General features: G+C 67.1%; 22 protein-coding genes and 1 pseudogene. 15 read left to right on the plus strand and 8 right to left on the minus strand.

Going from position 1 to position 16,948, the window contains the following annotated elements; all coding sequences use genetic code 11:
• Window positions 1-23: 23 nt before the first annotated feature.
• From TFC3_RS24810 to TFC3_RS24820, 3 genes are read right to left on the minus strand one after another with little or no spacing between them, the layout of a single operon-like run.
• Complete coding sequence (locus tag TFC3_RS24810; protein ID WP_067504521.1) at window positions 24-734, minus strand: GPP34 family phosphoprotein; 711 nt, start codon at window positions 732-734, stop codon at window positions 24-26.
• The gene (locus TFC3_RS24815; protein WP_067504524.1) at window positions 731-1,735 is read right to left on the minus strand and encodes an acetamidase/formamidase family protein; all 1,005 of its coding nucleotides are present in this window, start codon (window positions 1,733-1,735) and stop codon (window positions 731-733) included. Before TFC3_RS24815 ends, TFC3_RS24810 begins: the two co-directional genes overlap by 4 nt.
• Window positions 1,728-3,155, minus strand: a complete 1,428-nt coding sequence (locus TFC3_RS24820; protein WP_236718298.1) for an APC family permease — start codon at window positions 3,153-3,155, stop codon at window positions 1,728-1,730. The genes TFC3_RS24815 and TFC3_RS24820 overlap by 8 nt, the downstream gene beginning before the upstream one ends.
• 295 nt (window positions 3,156-3,450) lie before the next feature.
• Between TFC3_RS24820 and TFC3_RS36225 the strand changes: the two genes are divergently transcribed.
• Both TFC3_RS36225 and TFC3_RS24825 read left to right on the plus strand, forming a co-directional pair.
• On the plus strand, window positions 3,451-4,200 hold the full coding sequence (locus tag TFC3_RS36225; protein ID WP_082772525.1) for a helix-turn-helix transcriptional regulator: 750 nt from the start codon (window positions 3,451-3,453) through the stop codon (window positions 4,198-4,200).
• Between the two features lie 2 nt (window positions 4,201-4,202).
• On the plus strand, window positions 4,203-4,670 hold the full coding sequence (locus TFC3_RS24825; RefSeq protein ID WP_067504530.1) for an NUDIX domain-containing protein: 468 nt from the start codon (window positions 4,203-4,205) through the stop codon (window positions 4,668-4,670).
• Window positions 4,671-4,824: 154 nt separating this feature from the next.
• On the opposite strand, the gene TFC3_RS24830 is transcribed toward TFC3_RS24825, so the two are convergent.
• Together TFC3_RS24830 and TFC3_RS24835 are read right to left on the minus strand one after the other, a co-directional pair.
• Entirely contained in the window at window positions 4,825-5,025 is a 201-nt protein-coding gene (locus tag TFC3_RS24830; RefSeq protein WP_067504533.1) for a DUF397 domain-containing protein, read from the minus strand.
• Between the two features lie 15 nt (window positions 5,026-5,040).
• The gene (locus TFC3_RS24835) at window positions 5,041-5,898 is read right to left on the minus strand and encodes a helix-turn-helix transcriptional regulator (RefSeq protein WP_082772283.1); all 858 of its coding nucleotides are present in this window, start codon (window positions 5,896-5,898) and stop codon (window positions 5,041-5,043) included.
• Between the two features lie 426 nt (window positions 5,899-6,324).
• Between TFC3_RS24835 and TFC3_RS37335 the strand changes: the two genes are divergently transcribed.
• Window positions 6,325-6,516 carry a hypothetical protein gene (locus TFC3_RS37335; RefSeq protein WP_153040381.1) on the plus strand — a complete coding sequence of 64 codons (192 nt, stop codon included), beginning with the start codon at window positions 6,325-6,327 and terminating at the stop codon, window positions 6,514-6,516.
• 190 nt (window positions 6,517-6,706) lie between these two features.
• Here the strand turns inward: TFC3_RS37335 and TFC3_RS36230 are convergent, their stop codons facing one another.
• From TFC3_RS36230 to TFC3_RS36235, 3 genes are all read right to left on the minus strand, one after another.
• A complete protein-coding gene (locus TFC3_RS36230) occupies window positions 6,707-7,219 on the minus strand; it encodes a prepilin peptidase (protein WP_236718300.1) in 513 nt (170 codons plus the stop codon).
• A 159-nt stretch (window positions 7,220-7,378) separates the two neighbouring features.
• A complete protein-coding gene (locus TFC3_RS24845; RefSeq protein ID WP_369819690.1) occupies window positions 7,379-7,705 on the minus strand; it encodes a winged helix-turn-helix transcriptional regulator in 327 nt (108 codons plus the stop codon).
• Between the two features lie 174 nt (window positions 7,706-7,879).
• Entirely contained in the window at window positions 7,880-8,212 is a 333-nt protein-coding gene (locus TFC3_RS36235) for a hypothetical protein (RefSeq protein WP_082772286.1), read from the minus strand.
• Between the two features lie 329 nt (window positions 8,213-8,541).
• Between TFC3_RS36235 and TFC3_RS24850 the strand changes: the two genes are divergently transcribed.
• The 12 genes and pseudogenes from TFC3_RS24850 to TFC3_RS24905 all read left to right on the plus strand — a co-directional run.
• Window positions 8,542-9,090, plus strand: coding sequence for a hypothetical protein (locus TFC3_RS24850; RefSeq protein WP_236718301.1), 549 nt, complete (start codon window positions 8,542-8,544; stop codon window positions 9,088-9,090).
• Window positions 9,084-10,016, plus strand: a complete 933-nt coding sequence (locus TFC3_RS24855; protein WP_067504544.1) for a hypothetical protein — start codon at window positions 9,084-9,086, stop codon at window positions 10,014-10,016. Before TFC3_RS24850 ends, TFC3_RS24855 begins: the two co-directional genes overlap by 7 nt.
• Window positions 10,017-10,185: 169 nt before the next feature.
• Complete coding sequence (locus TFC3_RS24860) at window positions 10,186-10,788, plus strand: SAF domain-containing protein (RefSeq protein WP_067507472.1); 603 nt, start codon at window positions 10,186-10,188, stop codon at window positions 10,786-10,788.
• A 1-nt stretch (window position 10,789) separates the two neighbouring features.
• A complete protein-coding gene (locus tag TFC3_RS24865; protein ID WP_067504547.1) occupies window positions 10,790-11,593 on the plus strand; it encodes a hypothetical protein in 804 nt (267 codons plus the stop codon).
• Window positions 11,590-13,005: a CpaF family protein gene (locus TFC3_RS24870; RefSeq protein ID WP_067504550.1), complete on the plus strand. Its 1,416-nt coding sequence runs from the start codon at window positions 11,590-11,592 to the stop codon at window positions 13,003-13,005. Before TFC3_RS24865 ends, TFC3_RS24870 begins: the two co-directional genes overlap by 4 nt.
• Complete coding sequence (locus tag TFC3_RS24875; RefSeq protein ID WP_067504553.1) at window positions 12,993-13,913, plus strand: type II secretion system F family protein; 921 nt, start codon at window positions 12,993-12,995, stop codon at window positions 13,911-13,913. The genes TFC3_RS24870 and TFC3_RS24875 overlap by 13 nt, the downstream gene beginning before the upstream one ends.
• Complete coding sequence (locus TFC3_RS24880; protein ID WP_067504557.1) at window positions 13,910-14,806, plus strand: type II secretion system F family protein; 897 nt, start codon at window positions 13,910-13,912, stop codon at window positions 14,804-14,806. Before TFC3_RS24875 ends, TFC3_RS24880 begins: the two co-directional genes overlap by 4 nt.
• A 59-nt stretch (window positions 14,807-14,865) precedes the next feature.
• Window positions 14,866-15,057, plus strand: a complete 192-nt coding sequence (locus tag TFC3_RS24885; protein WP_067504561.1) for a hypothetical protein — start codon at window positions 14,866-14,868, stop codon at window positions 15,055-15,057.
• Between the two features lie 6 nt (window positions 15,058-15,063).
• The gene (locus TFC3_RS24890) at window positions 15,064-15,534 is read left to right on the plus strand and encodes a TadE/TadG family type IV pilus assembly protein (RefSeq protein ID WP_082772287.1); all 471 of its coding nucleotides are present in this window, start codon (window positions 15,064-15,066) and stop codon (window positions 15,532-15,534) included.
• Entirely contained in the window at window positions 15,531-16,019 is a 489-nt protein-coding gene (locus TFC3_RS24895; protein ID WP_067507480.1) for a TadE/TadG family type IV pilus assembly protein, read from the plus strand. The genes TFC3_RS24890 and TFC3_RS24895 overlap by 4 nt, the downstream gene beginning before the upstream one ends.
• 65 nt (window positions 16,020-16,084) lie before the next feature.
• The gene (locus TFC3_RS24900) at window positions 16,085-16,474 is read left to right on the plus strand and encodes a pilus assembly protein TadG-related protein (protein ID WP_082772526.1); all 390 of its coding nucleotides are present in this window, start codon (window positions 16,085-16,087) and stop codon (window positions 16,472-16,474) included.
• Between the two features lie 39 nt (window positions 16,475-16,513).
• Window positions 16,514-16,948: pseudogene (locus TFC3_RS24905) on the plus strand (hypothetical protein); the annotation flags it as partial.

Genomic DNA, 16,948 nt, shown 5'->3' on the forward strand with positions numbered 1-16,948 from the left:
CAAGGTCTCGGCCGGGGCGGGGGTTAGAAGATGGCGGTGGCGAGGTCCCCGACCGCCTCGCGGACGGCGGTCACCAGCTGCGGGACGGCGGTTAGCGGGGAGCCGGTAGGGGCGTGTTCGCCGAGGTCATGGACGATCTGACGCAGGACCTGGGCGGCCTCGGTGCTGCTGTAGGGGGTGACCAGCACGGCTTGTAGATTCAGCGCGGCGACCAGGGCGCACAGGCTGTCGATGGCCGGGTCGCCGGTGCGGTAGTGGTAGACGAGCCGGTGATTGAGCTGCCCCTTGTTCCAGCTCAACGCGGACGGGTCGGCGAGGCGGTAGCGGCTCGGCCGCAGGGTGCGGCGGTGCTCGACCACCAGGCCGGCCGCGACGAGGGCGGCCTGGGTGCGCTGATACAGCCGCACATACGGATGGTGCTCACCCGCCGCCAAGTCCGCGGAAGCCGCCCGCAGGAGTTCGGCGAGTCGCGGCTGATCGATGGTGATGGCGTGCAGCACCCCAGCGGTGACCGGATCCAGGTCCGCAGGCGTCTGCCGGTTGCCTGCGCGCGTCGGATACAGGTAGCCCTCGTCGAGGGTGATGCGCTCGGTCAGGAGCAGGTCGGTCAGGGTGGCAGCCATCAACCCGATTGACAGCGACCCGACCGGCAGCAGCAGTTGCAGATCCGTGCGGTCGTCGTGGGCCAGCAGCCACAACCGTTCCCGCAGGGTGCCGATCTCCGCGCGGCTCATGACCGTGCCCGCCCGATCTGCCGGAGCCGCTCGTGAGTCCCGGAATACGGCGCCGCGGCCTTCAGGAGGTGTTTGTCGATGGCGGCGGCGATGGTGTAATCGGCGTCCACGACGTTGCCGACATGCGCCCGCCCGGCCTGCGACACCAGCTGATAGGCGTCAAGCAGATCGAGCCCGGCAAGGGCGGACACGTGGTGGACGAGGTCGTGGTGCGCGGCACGGTAGGTGTCTTCCAGGGGCCGGGCGACACCGATCGACATGAGCGAGGCGTCGGTCTCCAGCTGCGGGGTGCTGGGCCCCGGCTCGCTAGTGACGTCCACGACCAGGGTGACGTCCATCGGCACCTCGACCGCGACGCCGCACAACTCCCCGTCGCCTTGCCGGGCATGCCCGTCCCCGACGGCGAGGAGCGCTCCGTCCACGCCGACCGGCAGATAGAGGGTGGCGCCGGCGGTCAGGAGGGGAAGGTCGAGGTTGCCGCCGTGCACGCCGGGCACGATCGACGCCCGGACTTCGCCGTGGGCGGGGGCGACCCCGATAGTGCCGAGCATCGGCTGCAGCGGCAGGTCGGCGGTGAACGGTGACCGGCGGGCCGTATACCGCACCGTCTGCCGCTCGTGGTCGATCAGGTACTCCCACACCCGCTCCTCCAAGGGCGGATGCAGCATCGCCGTCGCCGCGGTGCCGGTCAATGCGCCGAAGTGCGGGAACGTGGAGGAATACCCGACCTCGCCCGCGGGGGTGAGATCAACGAGGTGGACGGCGAGGGTGGTACCGGGCCGGGCGCCCAGCACGTACAGCGGGCCGGTGACCGGGTTGAGGAACGGGAACTGGCACACCTCGCTCGGCCGGTCGTGCACGGAGGTGACTTCGCCGCCGAAACAGTCCCGCGTACGCAGCCGGACTACTTCGCCTGGCATCACCCGGGCGATCGGGTGCTTCTCACCGAAGGTGTAGCTGATGTGATCGTCGGTGGCGTCGATGAATGTCGGGTCAACCACGGTGACCTGCCAGGTAGTCCTCGTCGGCGCCGATGCCGGACAGGCGGGGGGTGCGCCCGGTGGCGACAAGCCAGATCAGCACGAGTACGCCGATGCCGAGCCAGATAAAACCGACCGTCTGGGCCAGGGCGTTGGCGTTCACGATGACCGCGACCAAGATGACCACGCCGGCAATCGGGAGGACCCAGCTGCGCCACCACCCGGCGACCTTCGGCTGATCGGTGCGCAGGTTGCGGGCCAGGACCGACAGGTGCACCACGATGAACGACAACAGCGCCCCGAAGTTCACCAAACTCGACAGCACCGTGATCCCGTCGTCCCGCGAAGCCATATACAAGCCGAGCACGAGGGACAGGGCGGCGGTGAGCAGGATGCCGTTGACCGGTACCGACCGGCTGACCGACACCCTGGCCAGAAACGACGGAAGCTGCCGGTCGCGGGCCATCGCGTACAGCAGCCGAGAGGTGGCGACCTGGGCGACCATGTTGTTCGACAGGCCCCACGCCAGCGCGGTTGCCAGGGCGGTCACGGTGGCCAGCCACGGCCCGGCAGCGACGCGGGCGGCGTCGTAGAACGCCGTTCCGGCCGGGTCGCCGTCGGCGATCAGGGTGGCCGGGTTGGGCACCAGCAGCGCCGCCAGCATCGCCTGGGCGATGAAGAGCACGCCGATGATTCCGAGGGCGGCGACCATGCCCCGGCTGACCTTGCGCGGTCCGCCCTGGACGTCCTCGGCGAGGGTGGACATGGCGTCGAAGCCCAGGAAGCTGAGCATGCACACCGACATCCCCGTCAGCAGCGTGCCGACCTGGAACTGGGTGCTGGAGAACAGCGGCTCCCACGAGAACCCTCGGCCGGCGCCGGAGGCCAGCGCCGACACGGCCGTCACCACGAACAAGGCGAGGACCGCGAGCGCGGCGACCAGGGCGATGGTGTTCACCCGGCGGGTGGACTTGATCCCCGCCAGGTTGATCCCGACGTTGACCGCCACAAACGCGACGAGCCAGATCCAGGCCGGGATCGAGGGCAGCACCGCGGTCATCGACACCGCCGCAACCAGCGACAGCAGACACGGGATCAGGGTGTAGTCGAGCAGGATCGTCCACCCGGACAGGAACCCGAACCACGGAGCGATCGCCCGCCCGGCGTAGGAATACACCGACCCGGCCATCGGATACGCCCGCACCATCACCCCGTACGACGAGGCGGTCACCATCATCGCGGCCATCCCGAGCAGGTACGTGAGCGCGACCATCCCCGACGATGCCTGGAACACGCTGCCGAAGATCCCGAACGGGGCGATGGGGACCATGAAGATCAGCCCGTAGGTGACCAGATCGCGGAAGCTCAGCGACCGTTGCAACTCCTGGCGATAACCGAACCGTTCCACACCAGCGGAGGGGTCGAGGGTGTGCGTAGTCACCAAACTGGCCTTTCCTATATGTGGGATGCTTACGGAGCCGCCGCGCTGTACCGACTCATCGAAGGTGACCGAGTAGCGTGGGGCCCGGCAGAACCGACGAGGGTCGTTGCGCCGGCATGCTCAGCCCCAGCTCCGCCGCAGTCGTCGCCGGGCTCGGGAGGATCTCATCCGAGCTAACCGCTGATGCTGGGACGATTCATCTACCTACGGGGACGCTGAGGGGACTTCTGTCCAAAGGGGAAACGTCCCGCCAGGTCCTTGAAACGTCCCGGGACGTGCAGGCACAGTTGTGGTCATGAACGAACGCCTGCGAACGTCCATGATGCGGCAGGGCGTAACGACTGAAGATCTTGCTGTCGAGTGCGGCATTGATGTAAAGAGCGTGGAACGGTGGATATCTCTAAATCGAGTGCCTCATCGGCAACATCGATGGGCCGCCGCCAAACTCCTGGGTGCCGACGAGGTCTACCTGTGGCCAGGAACATTGCGACAGGGCACACGTCGGCAGGACGCAAGCAAATCTGAGCTAGTAGAACTCTATCCGGATCGCGCCAGCGTACCGCGAGAGACGTGGCTCCGATTGCTGAATGAAGCGCAAAATAGAATTGATGTCCTGGTGCATTCAGGAACATTTTTTGCGCAGGTTCAGCCGCGCATCGCGCGCATGCTTAATAAACGCGCAGACGAAGGCGTTCAAATCCGGCTTTGCTTCGGCGACCCTAGGGGCGCAGCCGTCTCCGTCAGGGACTTGGAAGAAGGATTAGGAGGCACCCTTCAGGCAAAAATAAGGGCTAGCCTGACATATTACACCGGTCTGACCGAAGTCGAAAACGTTGAGATCCGACTTCATGACACCACGCTGTACAACAGCTTATTTCGTTATGATGACCACGTGATAGTGAACGGACACGTGTACGGCGAGCCGGCGAGCCTGAACCCAACCCTTCATCTAAGAAGAATCGACGGGGGCGTCTTGTTCGATCATTACATTTCATCGTTCGAGAGAGTTTGGTTGCTCGGAAGGCCATGGTTGGGGAATGAGTGATTATGGGGCGCACTGAGTATTGGAACGATCCGGCCGCACCTAAGCCAAACACGCTCGTTCCCGCATGCGGTACGCTGGCCGTCGACCACCTGGGCCGCCTGCTGATGCAGCGTCGACGGGACACTGGGCAATGGGCGTTGCCTATGGGCAAAATGGAGTTCGGCGAGACGCCCTCTCAATGCGCGATCCGAGAGACCCTGGAGGAGACCGGAATCAGCGTAAGAATCATTGGACTTGTCGGAATATATTCAGACCCGCTCCACATCGTCGCCTACTCTGATGGAGAGGTAAGGCAGGAGTATGAGGTCACGCTTCTCGCCGAGCCGGTAAGTGGCAGCCCAACAGAAAACGAAGAGGCCAGCGAGGTCGGATGGTTCACCCTAGGCGAGATTGAACGCCTTGATGTACATGACTCAATGCGGCGTCAGATTTCGGATTACATAAGCGGAGCTATGCCGCACATCGATTAGCTGAGAACTAAAATGTGCGAAGTGACCGATGCGGAGGCTAAGTTGATCCTCTGCACCGGTTACTCACTTAGATTCCGCCCGGATCTTGTTCCGATGCAGATGATGTGTTTGCGGCGGACCGATGGCGTCATCAATAGATCACTTGCGGAGCTCGCTAGCCGAGATCGAACTCCCCGGCCTTGACGCCTTCTAAAAATGCACTCCACTGGTCCGGCGAAAAGGTCAGGACTAACCCCGCCGGATTTTTGCTGTCGCGCATACCGACCACGTCCGGCAAATTATCCGCGACCTCGACGCACTGACCGTTGCTTTGACTGCGCGAGCTCTTGCGCCACCTGGCGCGAGTGAGGTCCACCGAGCCCTCCTTCTGCTATGCAAGATCCCTCGCGACCGCGGCGATAAGCTCGACCGACTTGGTTGCGCTCAACGCGGCGGCATGCATGTGGGTGAACACCATGTTAGCGCGTCGAAGATCATCTTCCTTCTCCATGTACACGTCGCCAGCAAAGCTCTCGACATAAGCGACTGGCGAGTGGACATCTAGGGGGAAATCTAGGATGGCGATGCTGCCCAGCGTGCCTGGGTGGCCACCTTCGGTGAAGGGCAAGACTTGGATCGTTATGTTCGGCAAGGCGCTCGCCTCCTGCAGGTGGTCAAGTTGCTGCCTCATCACCACCCGTCCTCCGATCTGACGACGCAGGGCTCCCTCGTCAATGATCGTCCATAGGTTGAGCCGTGGCTCGTCCGTGAGGCAGGCTTGCCGTGCGATGCGTACCTGTACTCGCTTCTCGATTTGGTCCGGGTCCGGCACAAGGCCTTGCGCGGTCAACAGGGCCCGAGCGTAGTCCGCAGTCTGGAGCAACCCCGGCACTGCCGCGAGTTCGAAGTTCTTCACCTCGGTGGCAGCGGACTCTAGGCCGATGTACATCACGTACGGACCGGGGAGCTGCCCAAACTTGGCCCACCAGCCGCGTTCCCTTCCCTGCTTCTGTAGGTCCAGGAGGGTTTCGCGGACACGCTCGTCCGCGACACCATAGCGCTCGAGGATCACTAAAAGGTCCGGCCTCCCAACCCCCAAATCTCCCGACTCGATCTTGTAAATTTTTGACTCTGAGCAGTCCAGGACACGTGAGATCTCAGCATGAGTGAGGCCAGCGGTCTCGCGTAGGGTGCGCAGCTCCTGCGCGAGTTGCCAGCGCGCGATCGTGGGACCAGATGTCCGTGGCAACCTCCACCTCCACCTGCGGGGACATGGATAGTGTTCCGGCCTCCCCTACCGGAGGCAAGGAGCCGCCGTAGTCAGAGGGTAACGAAGCCAGACCATGACAACTGAATGTTTCTACGACGCTCGCCCATGGCCCCGGCACCTCCGGAAGGCGTGACTGTGCCGGCCATCGGAACATCAGCGAAGGAAGGTCCTCCCCGGCAGCTCCGAACACGCGCGGCAACGGTGGCAAGCTAGCGGAGCTGGTCCGCGACGGCGCGGTTGCCTCAGCCGGCGTAGACATCGCAGGGAACTTCATCTCCGGCCCGCCGACCGGTGCTGAGTTTTTTCAGGCTGATCTGTCCCATCCAGAGTTGCTCCCTCAACTGGCCTGGCCGCACTTGCGATCGAATCCTGTTCCTACAGTCCTTCGCGTACGCAACGGACCCGGTGCACGCCTTGCGGGCCGCGCAAGCGATGTTGAACCAGGACGGGTTCATTCTGCTCACGAGGACCCAGCCCATCCGGTACGCCGTCGAACGTACCGAACGGAACGGGACCACCCTGGGCGAGGAGTACTTCTCCAACGCCGACTACAATTCCCCCAGCCACTGGAACGAGAACATCGCGCAGACCAGGTAGCCCTTCACCATATCTGATCTTCTCAATACGTTTAGCTCCGCCGGACTGTGGATTTAGACCACTGTCGAGCCCCGGCTCACCGACGAAGACGAACGCCGCTACCCGCACAAGTAGCAGTGGATGAATCGTTACCTAAGCATCCTGATCTTCAAGCTACGACCCCTCGCACAAGCATCAAAGCGCCCCACCGCTACGTGACCTGTGTCAGTAGCACACTAACGAACCACCCAGCTACAAGGGCTGGCCCCATCGGTGTCGGGTCGTTGCTGTGGGCTCGAATCGTGGCGGCGAGGCCAGTGATGCCCTGTACTAGGAGTCCGCAGAGGACGCCGACGATAGCGTCTTGCCAGCCAAGCCAACCAAGATTTAGCGCGACTGCCCCGGTTAGAGCCACGTCACCGAGGCCAAGTTGCCCAGGAAGTAACAGCGCAACGATAAATAAAACTGATGCAAATACCATTCCAACGGCGACCGCCCGAAGTAGCGGGTGGATATTCCCGCTTATCCCGGCGGCAACGACGAAGCTCACCAGACAGGCGGCCACCATGCTCGCTGTCAGTAGGTGAGGGAGGCGGTGGCGACGGATGTCGATCACCGCCAGGCCGACACCAAGAACCGCAAAGACCCAGAATGCGGGCAGACCCGGCGATCGCGGGAGGCAGGTTGTAATAAGTCCGGTCACCGTGCCGGTCAGGGCTGACATGGCGGCGACGGCGCTAAGTCGTGCTGGCGCCCCTCGCCACCATCGCTCTGGCAGGCTAATACCTCCGTGTGCCGGTGCCGAGTAGGCGACGGCGGTCATGGGGACAGCAGCGACCGCGCCTGCGACGGTGAAGCCGCTCGCAGCGAGGACATCCATGCCCTACCGGCCGTCCCCGTCGCCTTCGTTAGTGCGATGCTCGCGGGTCCAGCGTTCGATCTCGGTTAGGAGTTCCACCAGTTCGATGCCGGCCGTCATGAGGCGATAGTCAGCGGTATCCGCGTCCTGGCGGTGTTCCACAAGGCCTTCGTCTTCCAGATGCCTCAGCGTGCGAGTCAGGGTGCGGGCATGAACAACGTCGGGACTGGCCTGTGACACAGCATGGTGCAGCTTCGAGTACTGAAGTGGCTGGTCGTGAAGGGCGTACAGGATGACGCGGTTCAGCTTGCGTCTGGCGACGTTGTAGATGGGATCTAGGTCGTTCGTCAGCGCGACTCACCTCCCCCGACACGAGCGCGCGAGCGAAGCGATCACTGTAGCCGGTCGGGCAAGCGATCGGCCATACCTTTGTTAGCGCTCTGACCTGCTCCTCAACCTAGTTGCAAGGGCAGACTCGTCCAAGACCGTCCGTTGTGGTCGTACTCGGCAGGTCGCGTGTCGTCGTCATAGAGCGGATCGATGGCCGCCACGACAGGCGGGCCGGTTCGTGATCAATTCCTGAAGACGGATGAGATGACCGGCGACGGCCTCTCCCTTGGCGGTCAAGTTGAATGCCGTCTGGGCACCCGGCTCGAAGTCCAGGCTCCCGCAGCCGGCGCTGTTTACGAAGTCCTCGGCGGCAAGAGATCGCAGCAGTGCTGTTGCCCGACGCGCCTCGGCAGTGATCTGGGCGAAGGTAGCCGTGCCACCACGGCTGTACATGGCATGCAGAACGTCGAAAGCGCCTGGCCTGGCGAGCAAGGCCAGCGTTCGATCGGTGCGGCCGTGATCGCGCATCGCGGTCCGCCTTTCTCGCGGCCACCGGGGGTTTCGGGGAGTGTAGCTGCCGCTAGATGTTGATGGATCTGTCGCCTAGGCGACAGATCCATCGGCTTGCGGTCTCGACTAATGGCCCCGCACGTACCTCAAGGTACGGACCTCAAGGTACGTGAGGTTCGCGCTGCAAAGGTGCGTACGTGCAGGTACGGAGCTTGCGGCCCCCATGGGGTGACGGTGTAGACACGAGTTGTGACCTGATGGTGGCTGGCTCCAGCGGCCACTGTCGAGGGAACCGGATGCGGGTCTCTGGGATGGGGGCCGTCTACGAGTTGGGGAGGTACTGCCCGGTGTTCACCCGTCAGGTTCCGGCCGGTCTGCTGGCGGCGTCTGTCCTTCTCGCTGCAGGCTGTAGCGCGGATAAGGAAACAAGCGTTCCCGCCAGTCCTCCGCCGGTTCCTTCATCAGCGCCGTCAATCGCTGGGAGCGCGAAGGCCGAGCAAGACGCACTCGTTGCCTACCGCGGCTTGTGGAACGCATTCGTGGAGGCAGGTAAGACTTCGGACGCCGAGTCGGCTGGCCTGCGAACCTACGCTTCGGGCAACGCATTGAAGCTCATTGTCAGCTCTCTGTACACAGACAAAGAGCTTGGCAAGATCACCAAGGGCGAGGTCGCGCTCCAACCGAAGGTCGTCAAGCGCACACCTGAGGTCTCCCCGGCCGCACTGACCATAGAGGACTGTGTTGATGCCACACGCTGGCTCGAATACAAGGCGTCGGGCGGCCTTTGGGACGACAAACCCGGCGGCAAACACCGCAATACCGCCATCATCAAGAAACAGCAAGACGGTGCTTGGAGGGTCGACGCTTTCGCGTTGCGGGGGTCTGGCACATGTTGACCCGCCGGTCGACTCTTCTTCTGTCGGCTTTGATCGCGGCTCTACTCGCCGCGCCGATCCTCGGCGCGGCACCAGCCCGAGCTGACGACGGCACGGGCGGGGTGAACTGCGGGCCTGGGACCGCAAATCCGGGTTGTGACGTTAATGCTGGTACTGGCGGCAGTAATGGGGGCACGAACCCTGGTAAAGGCGGCTCAGGGGGGCAGGGAGGCGATGGTAAATGCCGCAATCCAGCGGCGAAGGAGATTCCCTGTGAACGCGAGGGCGGCTATGCGGGCGCGGACGGGTGCTATTACCAGCCAAGTGATCCACCGCCATCAGTGATCGATGCCTTGGGCGGGCAGCCCGGAGGCGAGGGCGGCTGGTACCTCAAGGTTTGTTACAACGACGACGGCACCACCACAGCCGGTCTCGGCGGTCCCGTCTGGGTTGCCGGAGCGCCGCCAGTCGTGTCGCCGGAGGTGCTTGCCCGTCAGGCGCGCAAACGGCTGAACTTGCCGACCGTAGTCATCACGTTAAATCCGTTTGGTGATCAGCTCGTCAACTTGCCGGTCTGGTTGGCGTTGGACCGCTCGTCGTGGAAGCCGCAGTCTGCGACGGCATCAGCGGGAGCGGTGTCGGTGACGGCGACTGCGCGACCGGTGAAAGTTACTTGGTCGGTGGGTGACGGCAGTGTTGAGACGTGTGAAGGACCGGGGACGGCGTGGACGCCGGGGACTAATCCGAGGTCGGCGTCGCCGGATTGTGGTCATGTCTATCGGCACTCGTCGGCGGGTGTAGCGGGTGGCTCGTACACGGTGACGGCGACGGTGACGTGGGAGGTGACCTGGGCCGGGGCCGGTCAGACCGGCACGGTGCCGGGTCTGGAGACGACTGGTCAGGTGCAGACCCGGGTGCAGGAGTCTCAGGCGGTCTTGAGCCGCTAACACCAGCACGACCCTTTTGTTGAAGCGCGCCAAGTCGGGGAGGACGTTGGTCATGGCGCTAGATTCCATGCGCCCAAAATCAGGGCCGCAAGACCGTTCTACGGGTGCCGTGCCGCGTGTGGGGCGGGGGCCGTGGCGGGCGGCCCGGCGTCGCCGCGGGCTGCCGTTCGTGGCGTTGGGTGGCTTGCTGGTCATCGTGTGCGTGCTGGGCTACGCCTTCGGTGCCGTACGCCTCGGTGACCGGGTCCAGGTGCTCGCCGTGGCCCGTTCGGTGGCGGCCGGTCAGGCGATCACGGCCGCCGATGTGCGGCAGGTCCCGGCGGCGTTGGACCCCGGGGTTCAGCTGGTCCCGGCGGGTCAGGTGCAGCAGGTGATCGGCCGGACGGCGGTGGTGCCATTGCTGCCGGGAACGCTGCTGACGCCGTCGCTGGTCGGGGATGCCGCGTTTCCGCCGCCCGGGAAGGTGGCCGCGTCGGTGGCGTTGAAGCCGGGCCAGTACCCGCAGGGCCTAGCGAGCGGGGCGCGAGTCGCGGTGTACGTCTCCGCCTCGGCTGCCGGTGGTGACGGGCAGCCGGCCCCGGCGAGTCCCGCCAAGTCGGCGGGATCGGCTCCGGTGCGAATGCAGGCGGTAGTGCTCGGGGTGGATCTGGCCGGGGACGGTCAGGGCTCGACGGTGATCTCGTTGCTGCTGGATGCCGCTGACGGTGGACGGCTTGCTGGTGCACCGGCGGGTGCGGTGGTGCTGATGCAGACCGCGCCGGGAGGTAACTGACATGCCGTTGGTGGCGGTGACCTATGTCAAGGGTCGTCCCGGGGCGACGACCACGGCGCTGGGGCTGGCCGCTGTAGCCCCGGCGCAGACGCGGCCGGTGGTGCTGGAGTGTGATCCGGCGGGCGGGGATCTGATGCGCCGCCTCGATTTGGCGGCGACGCCGAGTCTGGTGGACTTGGCCGCCGCTGCCCGGGGTGCCACAACGGCCGAGGCCGCGATTGTGGCGGGCCGTCAGACGGCGATGCTGGGCGGGGAGCTGGTGCCGGTGGTGGTGGCCCCGGCGGGTGGGGCTCAGACCCGCGCGGCGCTGCCGGAGCTGACCGGCACCGGCCGTCCGGTCCTGACGACACCCGAGCGCCTCGTGATTGCCGACTGTGGGCGTCTGGCCCCAGGCTCGGTGGTGTGGCCGCTGCTGCGGCTGGCCGATGTGGTCCTCGTCATGGCGCGCGCCCGCCCTGACGAGCTGGCTCATCTCCGGGAGGCGCTGGGCGAGCTGGTCGACCTCGGCACGGACCGTCTGGCGGTGCTGCTGGCCGCCGGGGGCCTCTACCCGGTCGCGGACGTGGCAGAGGTGCTGACCAAGCACGTGGTCGAGGACCTGGCCCGCGATCCCGGATCGGTGAGCGTGCTCGGCCCGCTGCCCGAGGACCGCAAGACGGCGGCCGTGCTCGGCGGGGACCTGATCGCCGGTCGGCGGTGGCGTCGCCTGCCGCTGATGCGTGCCTACGCCGACGTATTCACCGACCTCGCGCCGCAGTTGAGTGTGGCGCCGGCCGAGCCGCTGCCGAAGGAGGCCCTCGGATGAGCCACCCCACCCCCACCTTCCCGCCGGGCCGAGACCTGGTGCCGCTCGAGACGGCTCCGGACGCCAGCGAGATCCCGGTGGTGCGCCGCATCCGCCGCCAGGTCGCCGAACACCTGACGCGAGCCACCCGGGCGCACGAGAGCGCCACCGGCACGGTGATGTCGGCCGACGAGCAACGGGCGACGACCCGCCGGTTGATCACCACCGCGTTGGACGACTACGCCGCCGAGGAGATGAACGCGGGCCGCCCACCGCTGCGCCCGGACGTGGAGTCGCGGGTCGCGCGGTCGGTGGCCGACATGCTGCTCGGCGCGGGCGGCTTGCAGCCACTGCTCAACGACGAGCGGATCGAGGAAGTCCATGCCAACGGCTGTGACCAGGTGTTCGTGCGCTACACCGACGGCAGCCGGGTCCAGGTTGCCCCGATCGCGGACACCGACTCCGAGATGGTGGAACTCATCCGCCGCCTGGCTGCGGATGCCGGCCGTGCCGAGACCGGCGGTGAAGGCGGGGAGGAACGCCGCTGGGACCGGGCCGCGCCGATCCTGAACCTGCAACTGCCGGACGGCTCGCGGTTGCACGCCATCATGTCGGTGACCCAACGCCCCGCTTTGTCGATCCGCCGTCACCACTACATCAAGGTCACCCTGGGCGAGCTGGAGCAGCTCGGCACCCTGAACCCGGTGTTGCGGGAGGTGTTCACCGCGGCGACCCGAGCCCGGCTGAATACCCTCGCGGCCGGGCGTACCGGCGCCGGGAAAACCACCTTCCTGCGAGCGCTCGCGTCGGTGATCGCCCCGACCGAGCGTATCGTGACCATCGAGGACACCTACGAACTGGCGTTGAACGCCGACAAGGTGCTGCATCCGGACGTGGTCGCCATGCAATCGCGGGAGGCCAACGTCGAAGGCGAAGGCGCCATCGACATGTCCATGCTGTTCCGCAGCGGTTTGCGTATGTCACCGGACCGGGTCATCGTCGGTGAGATCCGTGGGCATGAGGTCATCCCGATGCTCAACGCGATGAGCCAGGGCAACGACGGCTCGTTGGGCACCATCCACGCCTCCTCGACCGCCGGCGTGTTCAAGAAACTCGCCCTGTATGCGGCGCAGTCCCCGGAACGCCTCGACCCGCCGACCACCAATTTGTTGGTGGCCGAGTCGGTGCACCTGGTGCTGCACCTGGCGTTGACCGACACCGGTCGGCGGGTCGTGACCTCCGTCCGCGAAGTCGTCGACGCCGACGGCCTGACGGTGGCCTCGAACGAGATTTTCCGGCCCGGCCCCGACGGGCGCGCGGTGCCCGGCGCGCCGCCGTCAACCCGGCTGCTGAACACCCTCGTGCAGGCCGGGTTCGACCCGGCCCTGTTGGACGAGGCGCGGGCTGCACCCGGTGGCGGGTGGGCGTCATGACGTTGACCGTGCCGGTGGCCGCCATGCTCGGGCTGGGAACCGCGTTCGGGCTGGCCCTGATCGTGCTCGGCTTCTCCGGCCGTGACACCGGGCCCGCCGACTCCACCCCGGCCGACTCGGATGCCGCCCCGTGGTGGTCGAGGTGGACGGCGGGGCGTGGGCCGGTCGACCGGCGGCGGCTGGCGGTGTGTGTGGCCGTGGGGGTGGTGGTGGCGGTGCTGACCCGCTGGCCGGTCGCGGCGGTGCTGTGCGCGCTGGGGGCGTGGGTGCTCCCGGCGATCATCGGCCCGGACCGTGACCACGCCCGCCGGGTCGCGCGGATCGAGGCCATCGCCACGTGGACCGAGGCGCTGCGCGACAACCTGTCCGGCGCGGCCGGGCTGGAGCAGGCCATCACCACCAGCGCCATCGAATCCCCCCAACCTGTCCGTGACGAGGTGACCCGACTGGCCACCCGGCTGCAGCGCGGGTGGCGGCTGAGCGCGGCGCTGCGCACGTTCGCCGCCGAGCTGGCCGACCCGACCGCTGATCTGGTCGTGGCCGGGCTGCTGATGGCGGCACGCGGCAGCGCCGGGCAGCTCGGCGACGTCCTCGGTGAGCTGGCCACCTCCGCGCGGGCGAAGGTCGCCTCCCGGCAGCGCATCGCGGCCAGCCGCAAAAGCAACCGCACCTCGGCGCGGGTCATCGTCGCGGTCACCCTGGCCATGGCCGGGTTCCTCACCCTGCTCAACCGGGGCTATCTCGTGCCGTTCGACACCGCCACCGGACAACTCGTCCTGCTCCTGGCCGGAGCCTGTTTCGGATTGGCGTTCTTCTGGCTCGCGAAGCTGATGCGCGACCGCGACACCTCACGCATCTTGCAGAGCGTCGCCGCCGGTGCCGACACCCGGGCGGTGGTGCGGTCATGACCACCTTCCTGCTGTTCGGCCTCGGCACCGGGGTGGGGTTGTGGCTGCTCGTGGTCGGCTGGCTGCCCCCCCCGCCCCGCCTCGCCACCGCGATCGACGCCCCGTACGGGCGGACCCGGCACGCCGAGGTCGACGCCGAGACCGCCGCGCCCGGGTGGGCGGGACGGTGGGGACGCCCGGCGGTGCGGCTGCTGCGCCGCCTCGGCCTGCCCACCGCGAGTACCCGCCGCGACTTGGCGACTGTGGATAAGCCTGTGGACATCCACCTCGCTGAGCAGGCCACCGCCACCGTGTTCGGGGTGCTGGTCCCGCCGGTGTTCGCCACGCTGCTCAGCCTCGGCGGGGGGAGCTTCGGGTTCACCACTCCCATGCTGGCATCGCTGGTACTCGGGGTGGCCGGATTCGCGGCCCCGGAACTGTCGGTGCGTTCCGAGGCGGCGAAGCACCGGGCGGCGTTCCGCGACGCACTCAGCTCGTTCCTGGACCTAGTGGTGATCAGCCTCGCCGCCGGTTCCGGCGTCGACCAAGCCCTCGACGAAGCCGCCTCCGTCGGATCCGGGCCGGCCTACGCCGAGCTGCGCTACGCCCTGACCGAGGCCCGCCTGGCCCGGGTACCACCCTGGGACATCCTCGCCGTGCTCGGCCAACGCCTCGCCCTGCCCGAGCTCCAGCAACTCGCCGCGAGCGTCGGCATGGCCGGCAGCGAAGGAGCCCGCGTCCGCTCCTCCCTACGCTCCCGCGCGACAGCGCTACGCGACCGGCAACTGACCGACGCCGAAGGCGAAGCCAACGCCGCCACCGAACGCATGAGCCTGCCCATCGTCGCCCTGTTCGCCGGATTCCTGATCTTCCTGGGCTATCCGGCTCTCGCTGCCGTGCTCGGCGGCCTGTGATGTTTGCGGACCTAGGGTTCGTGATTGCTGACGAGTTTGTCATTGAAAGGAGTCTTGCCATGTCTGCCCTGTTCAGTTACTTGACCGCCGAGCTACGGCACCGCTGGAAGCAAGTCCGCGATACCGGCGACGGCGGCTACTCCACCGAAGCCGTCCTTGTGACCGCGCTGCTGGTCGTGCTGGCCATCGCGGTTATCGCCATCATCGCCGCGAAGGTCGCAGGCAAGGCCAACAGCATCAACCTCGGCTGACCCCCGATGCCTGCCGTTCGTTCCCGAGTCCGCCGTGCCGCGCGCTACTGCCCCGCAGCGCGCGGCACGGCCGCGCGCCTACGCGCCCGCTGGCGGCTCGTCGCCGAGCGGCCCGACGCAGGCGCGGTCACCGCCGAGCTGGTCATCGCCATGCCCCTGCTGCTGCTGATGGTGATGCTGGTCATCCAGGCCGGAGTGTGGTGGCACGCCACCCACATCGCCCAGGCCGCCGCCACCCGCGCCGCGAGCACCGCCGCCGCCTACCAGTCCAACGCCAGAGCCGGACAGGAAGTCGGGGCCGGCACCCTCACCGCGATCGGCAGCGGCGTCCTCAAGAACCCCTCCGTGCAGGTGACCCGCACTGCCACTGAGGCCCGCGTCGAGATCCGGGGCACCGCCGAGACCGTCGTACCGGGCGTCCATTGGACGGTCACCGCCGTGGTGGTGCGCCCGGTGGAGAGGTGGACCGGACCATGACCACCCATCGCAGCCCCCGGCGTGCGGTGAGGACGCTGCATGCGGCTGTCATCGCGCGGTGGCGGCGGCTTTCGGCGCACCCGGACGCCGGGTCGAGCACCGCCGAGATGGCCTTGCTCGCCCCTCTGCTGATCATGTTGTTGCTGTTCGTGGTGTTGTGCGGCCGGTTGGCGGGTGCGCAGATCGATGTGGACGCCGCCGCGAGCAGCGGGGCGCGCTCGGGGCCGCTGGCGCGCAGCCAAGGCGCGGCTGTCGCGGGTGCTGAACGCACCGCCCGCGCCAGCCTCAACGCCCGGGGTGTGACCTGCCAGTCCACCGACGTGCAGGTCAGCACCGGCGGTCTGCGGCCGGGCGGAGCGGTCACCGTGACGATCTCGTGCCGCGTCCGGATGTCGGATCTCGTCCTGCTCAAGGTGCCCGGGAGCCGGGTGGTCACCTCCACGGCCACCTCACCCATCGACGAATGGATCGGAGGCGCCCCGTGAAAGACCGCCTGCATGAGCTCGTGCGGTGGGTAAGCCAGCGCACCGGCGGCAGCGACGCCGGACAGGTGACACCCTTCGTGGTGCTGCTCAGCGTCGCCCTGATCGCCGTGGCCGGGCTCGTCCTGGACGCCGGGCTCGCTATTGCGGCGAAGGTGCAGGCCCTCGGCATCGCCGAGTCCGCCGCCCGAGCGGGAGCCCAGCAACTCGACCTGTACGCCTACCGCACCACCGGGGCCACCCGCCTGGATCCTGGCCGTGCTGCCGCGACCGCCCGCTCCTGGCTCGCCTCCGCCGGGCTGGCCGGAGACGCGACCGCGACGGCCACCACGGTCACCGTGACGGTCCGCCGCACCAGCCGCACCCAAGTCCTGCAACTGGTTGGGGTCGGCGGCCTCAACGTGTCAGCGACGGCGACCGCGACGGCGGTGCACGGGGTGACCGGCCCGAACACCTGACCAGGTTCCTGTTTCGGAATGTGAACGGAGGTTGTGAGCATGGTGCGCGTCCTGGCCACCGTTGGCCGGCTGCTCCGAGCAGTGGCCGCCTTCGCCGTCCTGGCTGGCTTCACCGGCGGAGTGCCGTGGCTGCTGAGCGCCTCAGCCGGGTGGCCGCTGACCTGGATCGGCTGGGCGCACCTTGCCGAGGTCCCGAGCCTGGCCGAGATCACGGGCGCTATGACGAACCCGTGGTCGGACCAGATGATCCTCGGCCTGCTGGCCTCGATCGGCTGGGTCCTGTGGTTGATCTTCGTCCGGCACGTCGTCGCCGAAATCATCGAGGCCAGCGCCGATGTAGCCGCCGCCCGGCGGGGCCAGCGTCGCCCACCGGCCGCCGGACGCGGCCCGATCCGCTGGGTCGCCGCCGTGCTGGTCGGCGCGATCATCGGCGCGGTGCTGTTCGACGCCGCCCGCGCCGCCACCGGCCCCACC

The sequence above is a fragment of the Actinoplanes sp. TFC3 genome, assembly GCF_001553785.1.
Taxonomy (GTDB): Bacteria; Actinomycetota; Actinomycetes; order Mycobacteriales; family Micromonosporaceae; genus Actinoplanes.

Excerpts from the sequence above, each read along its gene's own strand:
- TFC3_RS24810 (WP_067504521.1), bottom strand. The coding sequence starts at position 734 with ATGAGCCGCGCGGAGATCGGCACCCTGCGGGAACGGTTGTGGCTGCTG.
- TFC3_RS36225 (WP_082772525.1), top strand. The coding sequence starts at position 3,451 with ATGAACGAACGCCTGCGAACGTCCATGATGCGGCAGGGCGTAACGACT.
- TFC3_RS24825 (WP_067504530.1), top strand. The coding sequence starts at position 4,203 with ATGGGGCGCACTGAGTATTGGAACGATCCGGCCGCACCTAAGCCAAAC.
- TFC3_RS36230 (WP_236718300.1), bottom strand. The coding sequence starts at position 7,219 with ATGTCAGCCCTGACCGGCACGGTGACCGGACTTATTACAACCTGCCTC.
- TFC3_RS36235 (WP_082772286.1), bottom strand. The coding sequence starts at position 8,212 with ATGCGCGATCACGGCCGCACCGATCGAACGCTGGCCTTGCTCGCCAGG.
- TFC3_RS24855 (WP_067504544.1), top strand. The coding sequence starts at position 9,084 with ATGTTGACCCGCCGGTCGACTCTTCTTCTGTCGGCTTTGATCGCGGCT.
- TFC3_RS24865 (WP_067504547.1), top strand. The coding sequence starts at position 10,790 with ATGCCGTTGGTGGCGGTGACCTATGTCAAGGGTCGTCCCGGGGCGACG.
- TFC3_RS24870 (WP_067504550.1), top strand. The coding sequence starts at position 11,590 with ATGAGCCACCCCACCCCCACCTTCCCGCCGGGCCGAGACCTGGTGCCG.
- TFC3_RS24880 (WP_067504557.1), top strand. The coding sequence starts at position 13,910 with ATGACCACCTTCCTGCTGTTCGGCCTCGGCACCGGGGTGGGGTTGTGG.
- TFC3_RS24885 (WP_067504561.1), top strand. The coding sequence starts at position 14,866 with ATGTCTGCCCTGTTCAGTTACTTGACCGCCGAGCTACGGCACCGCTGG.
- TFC3_RS24890 (WP_082772287.1), top strand. The coding sequence starts at position 15,064 with ATGCCTGCCGTTCGTTCCCGAGTCCGCCGTGCCGCGCGCTACTGCCCC.
- TFC3_RS24895 (WP_067507480.1), top strand. The coding sequence starts at position 15,531 with ATGACCACCCATCGCAGCCCCCGGCGTGCGGTGAGGACGCTGCATGCG.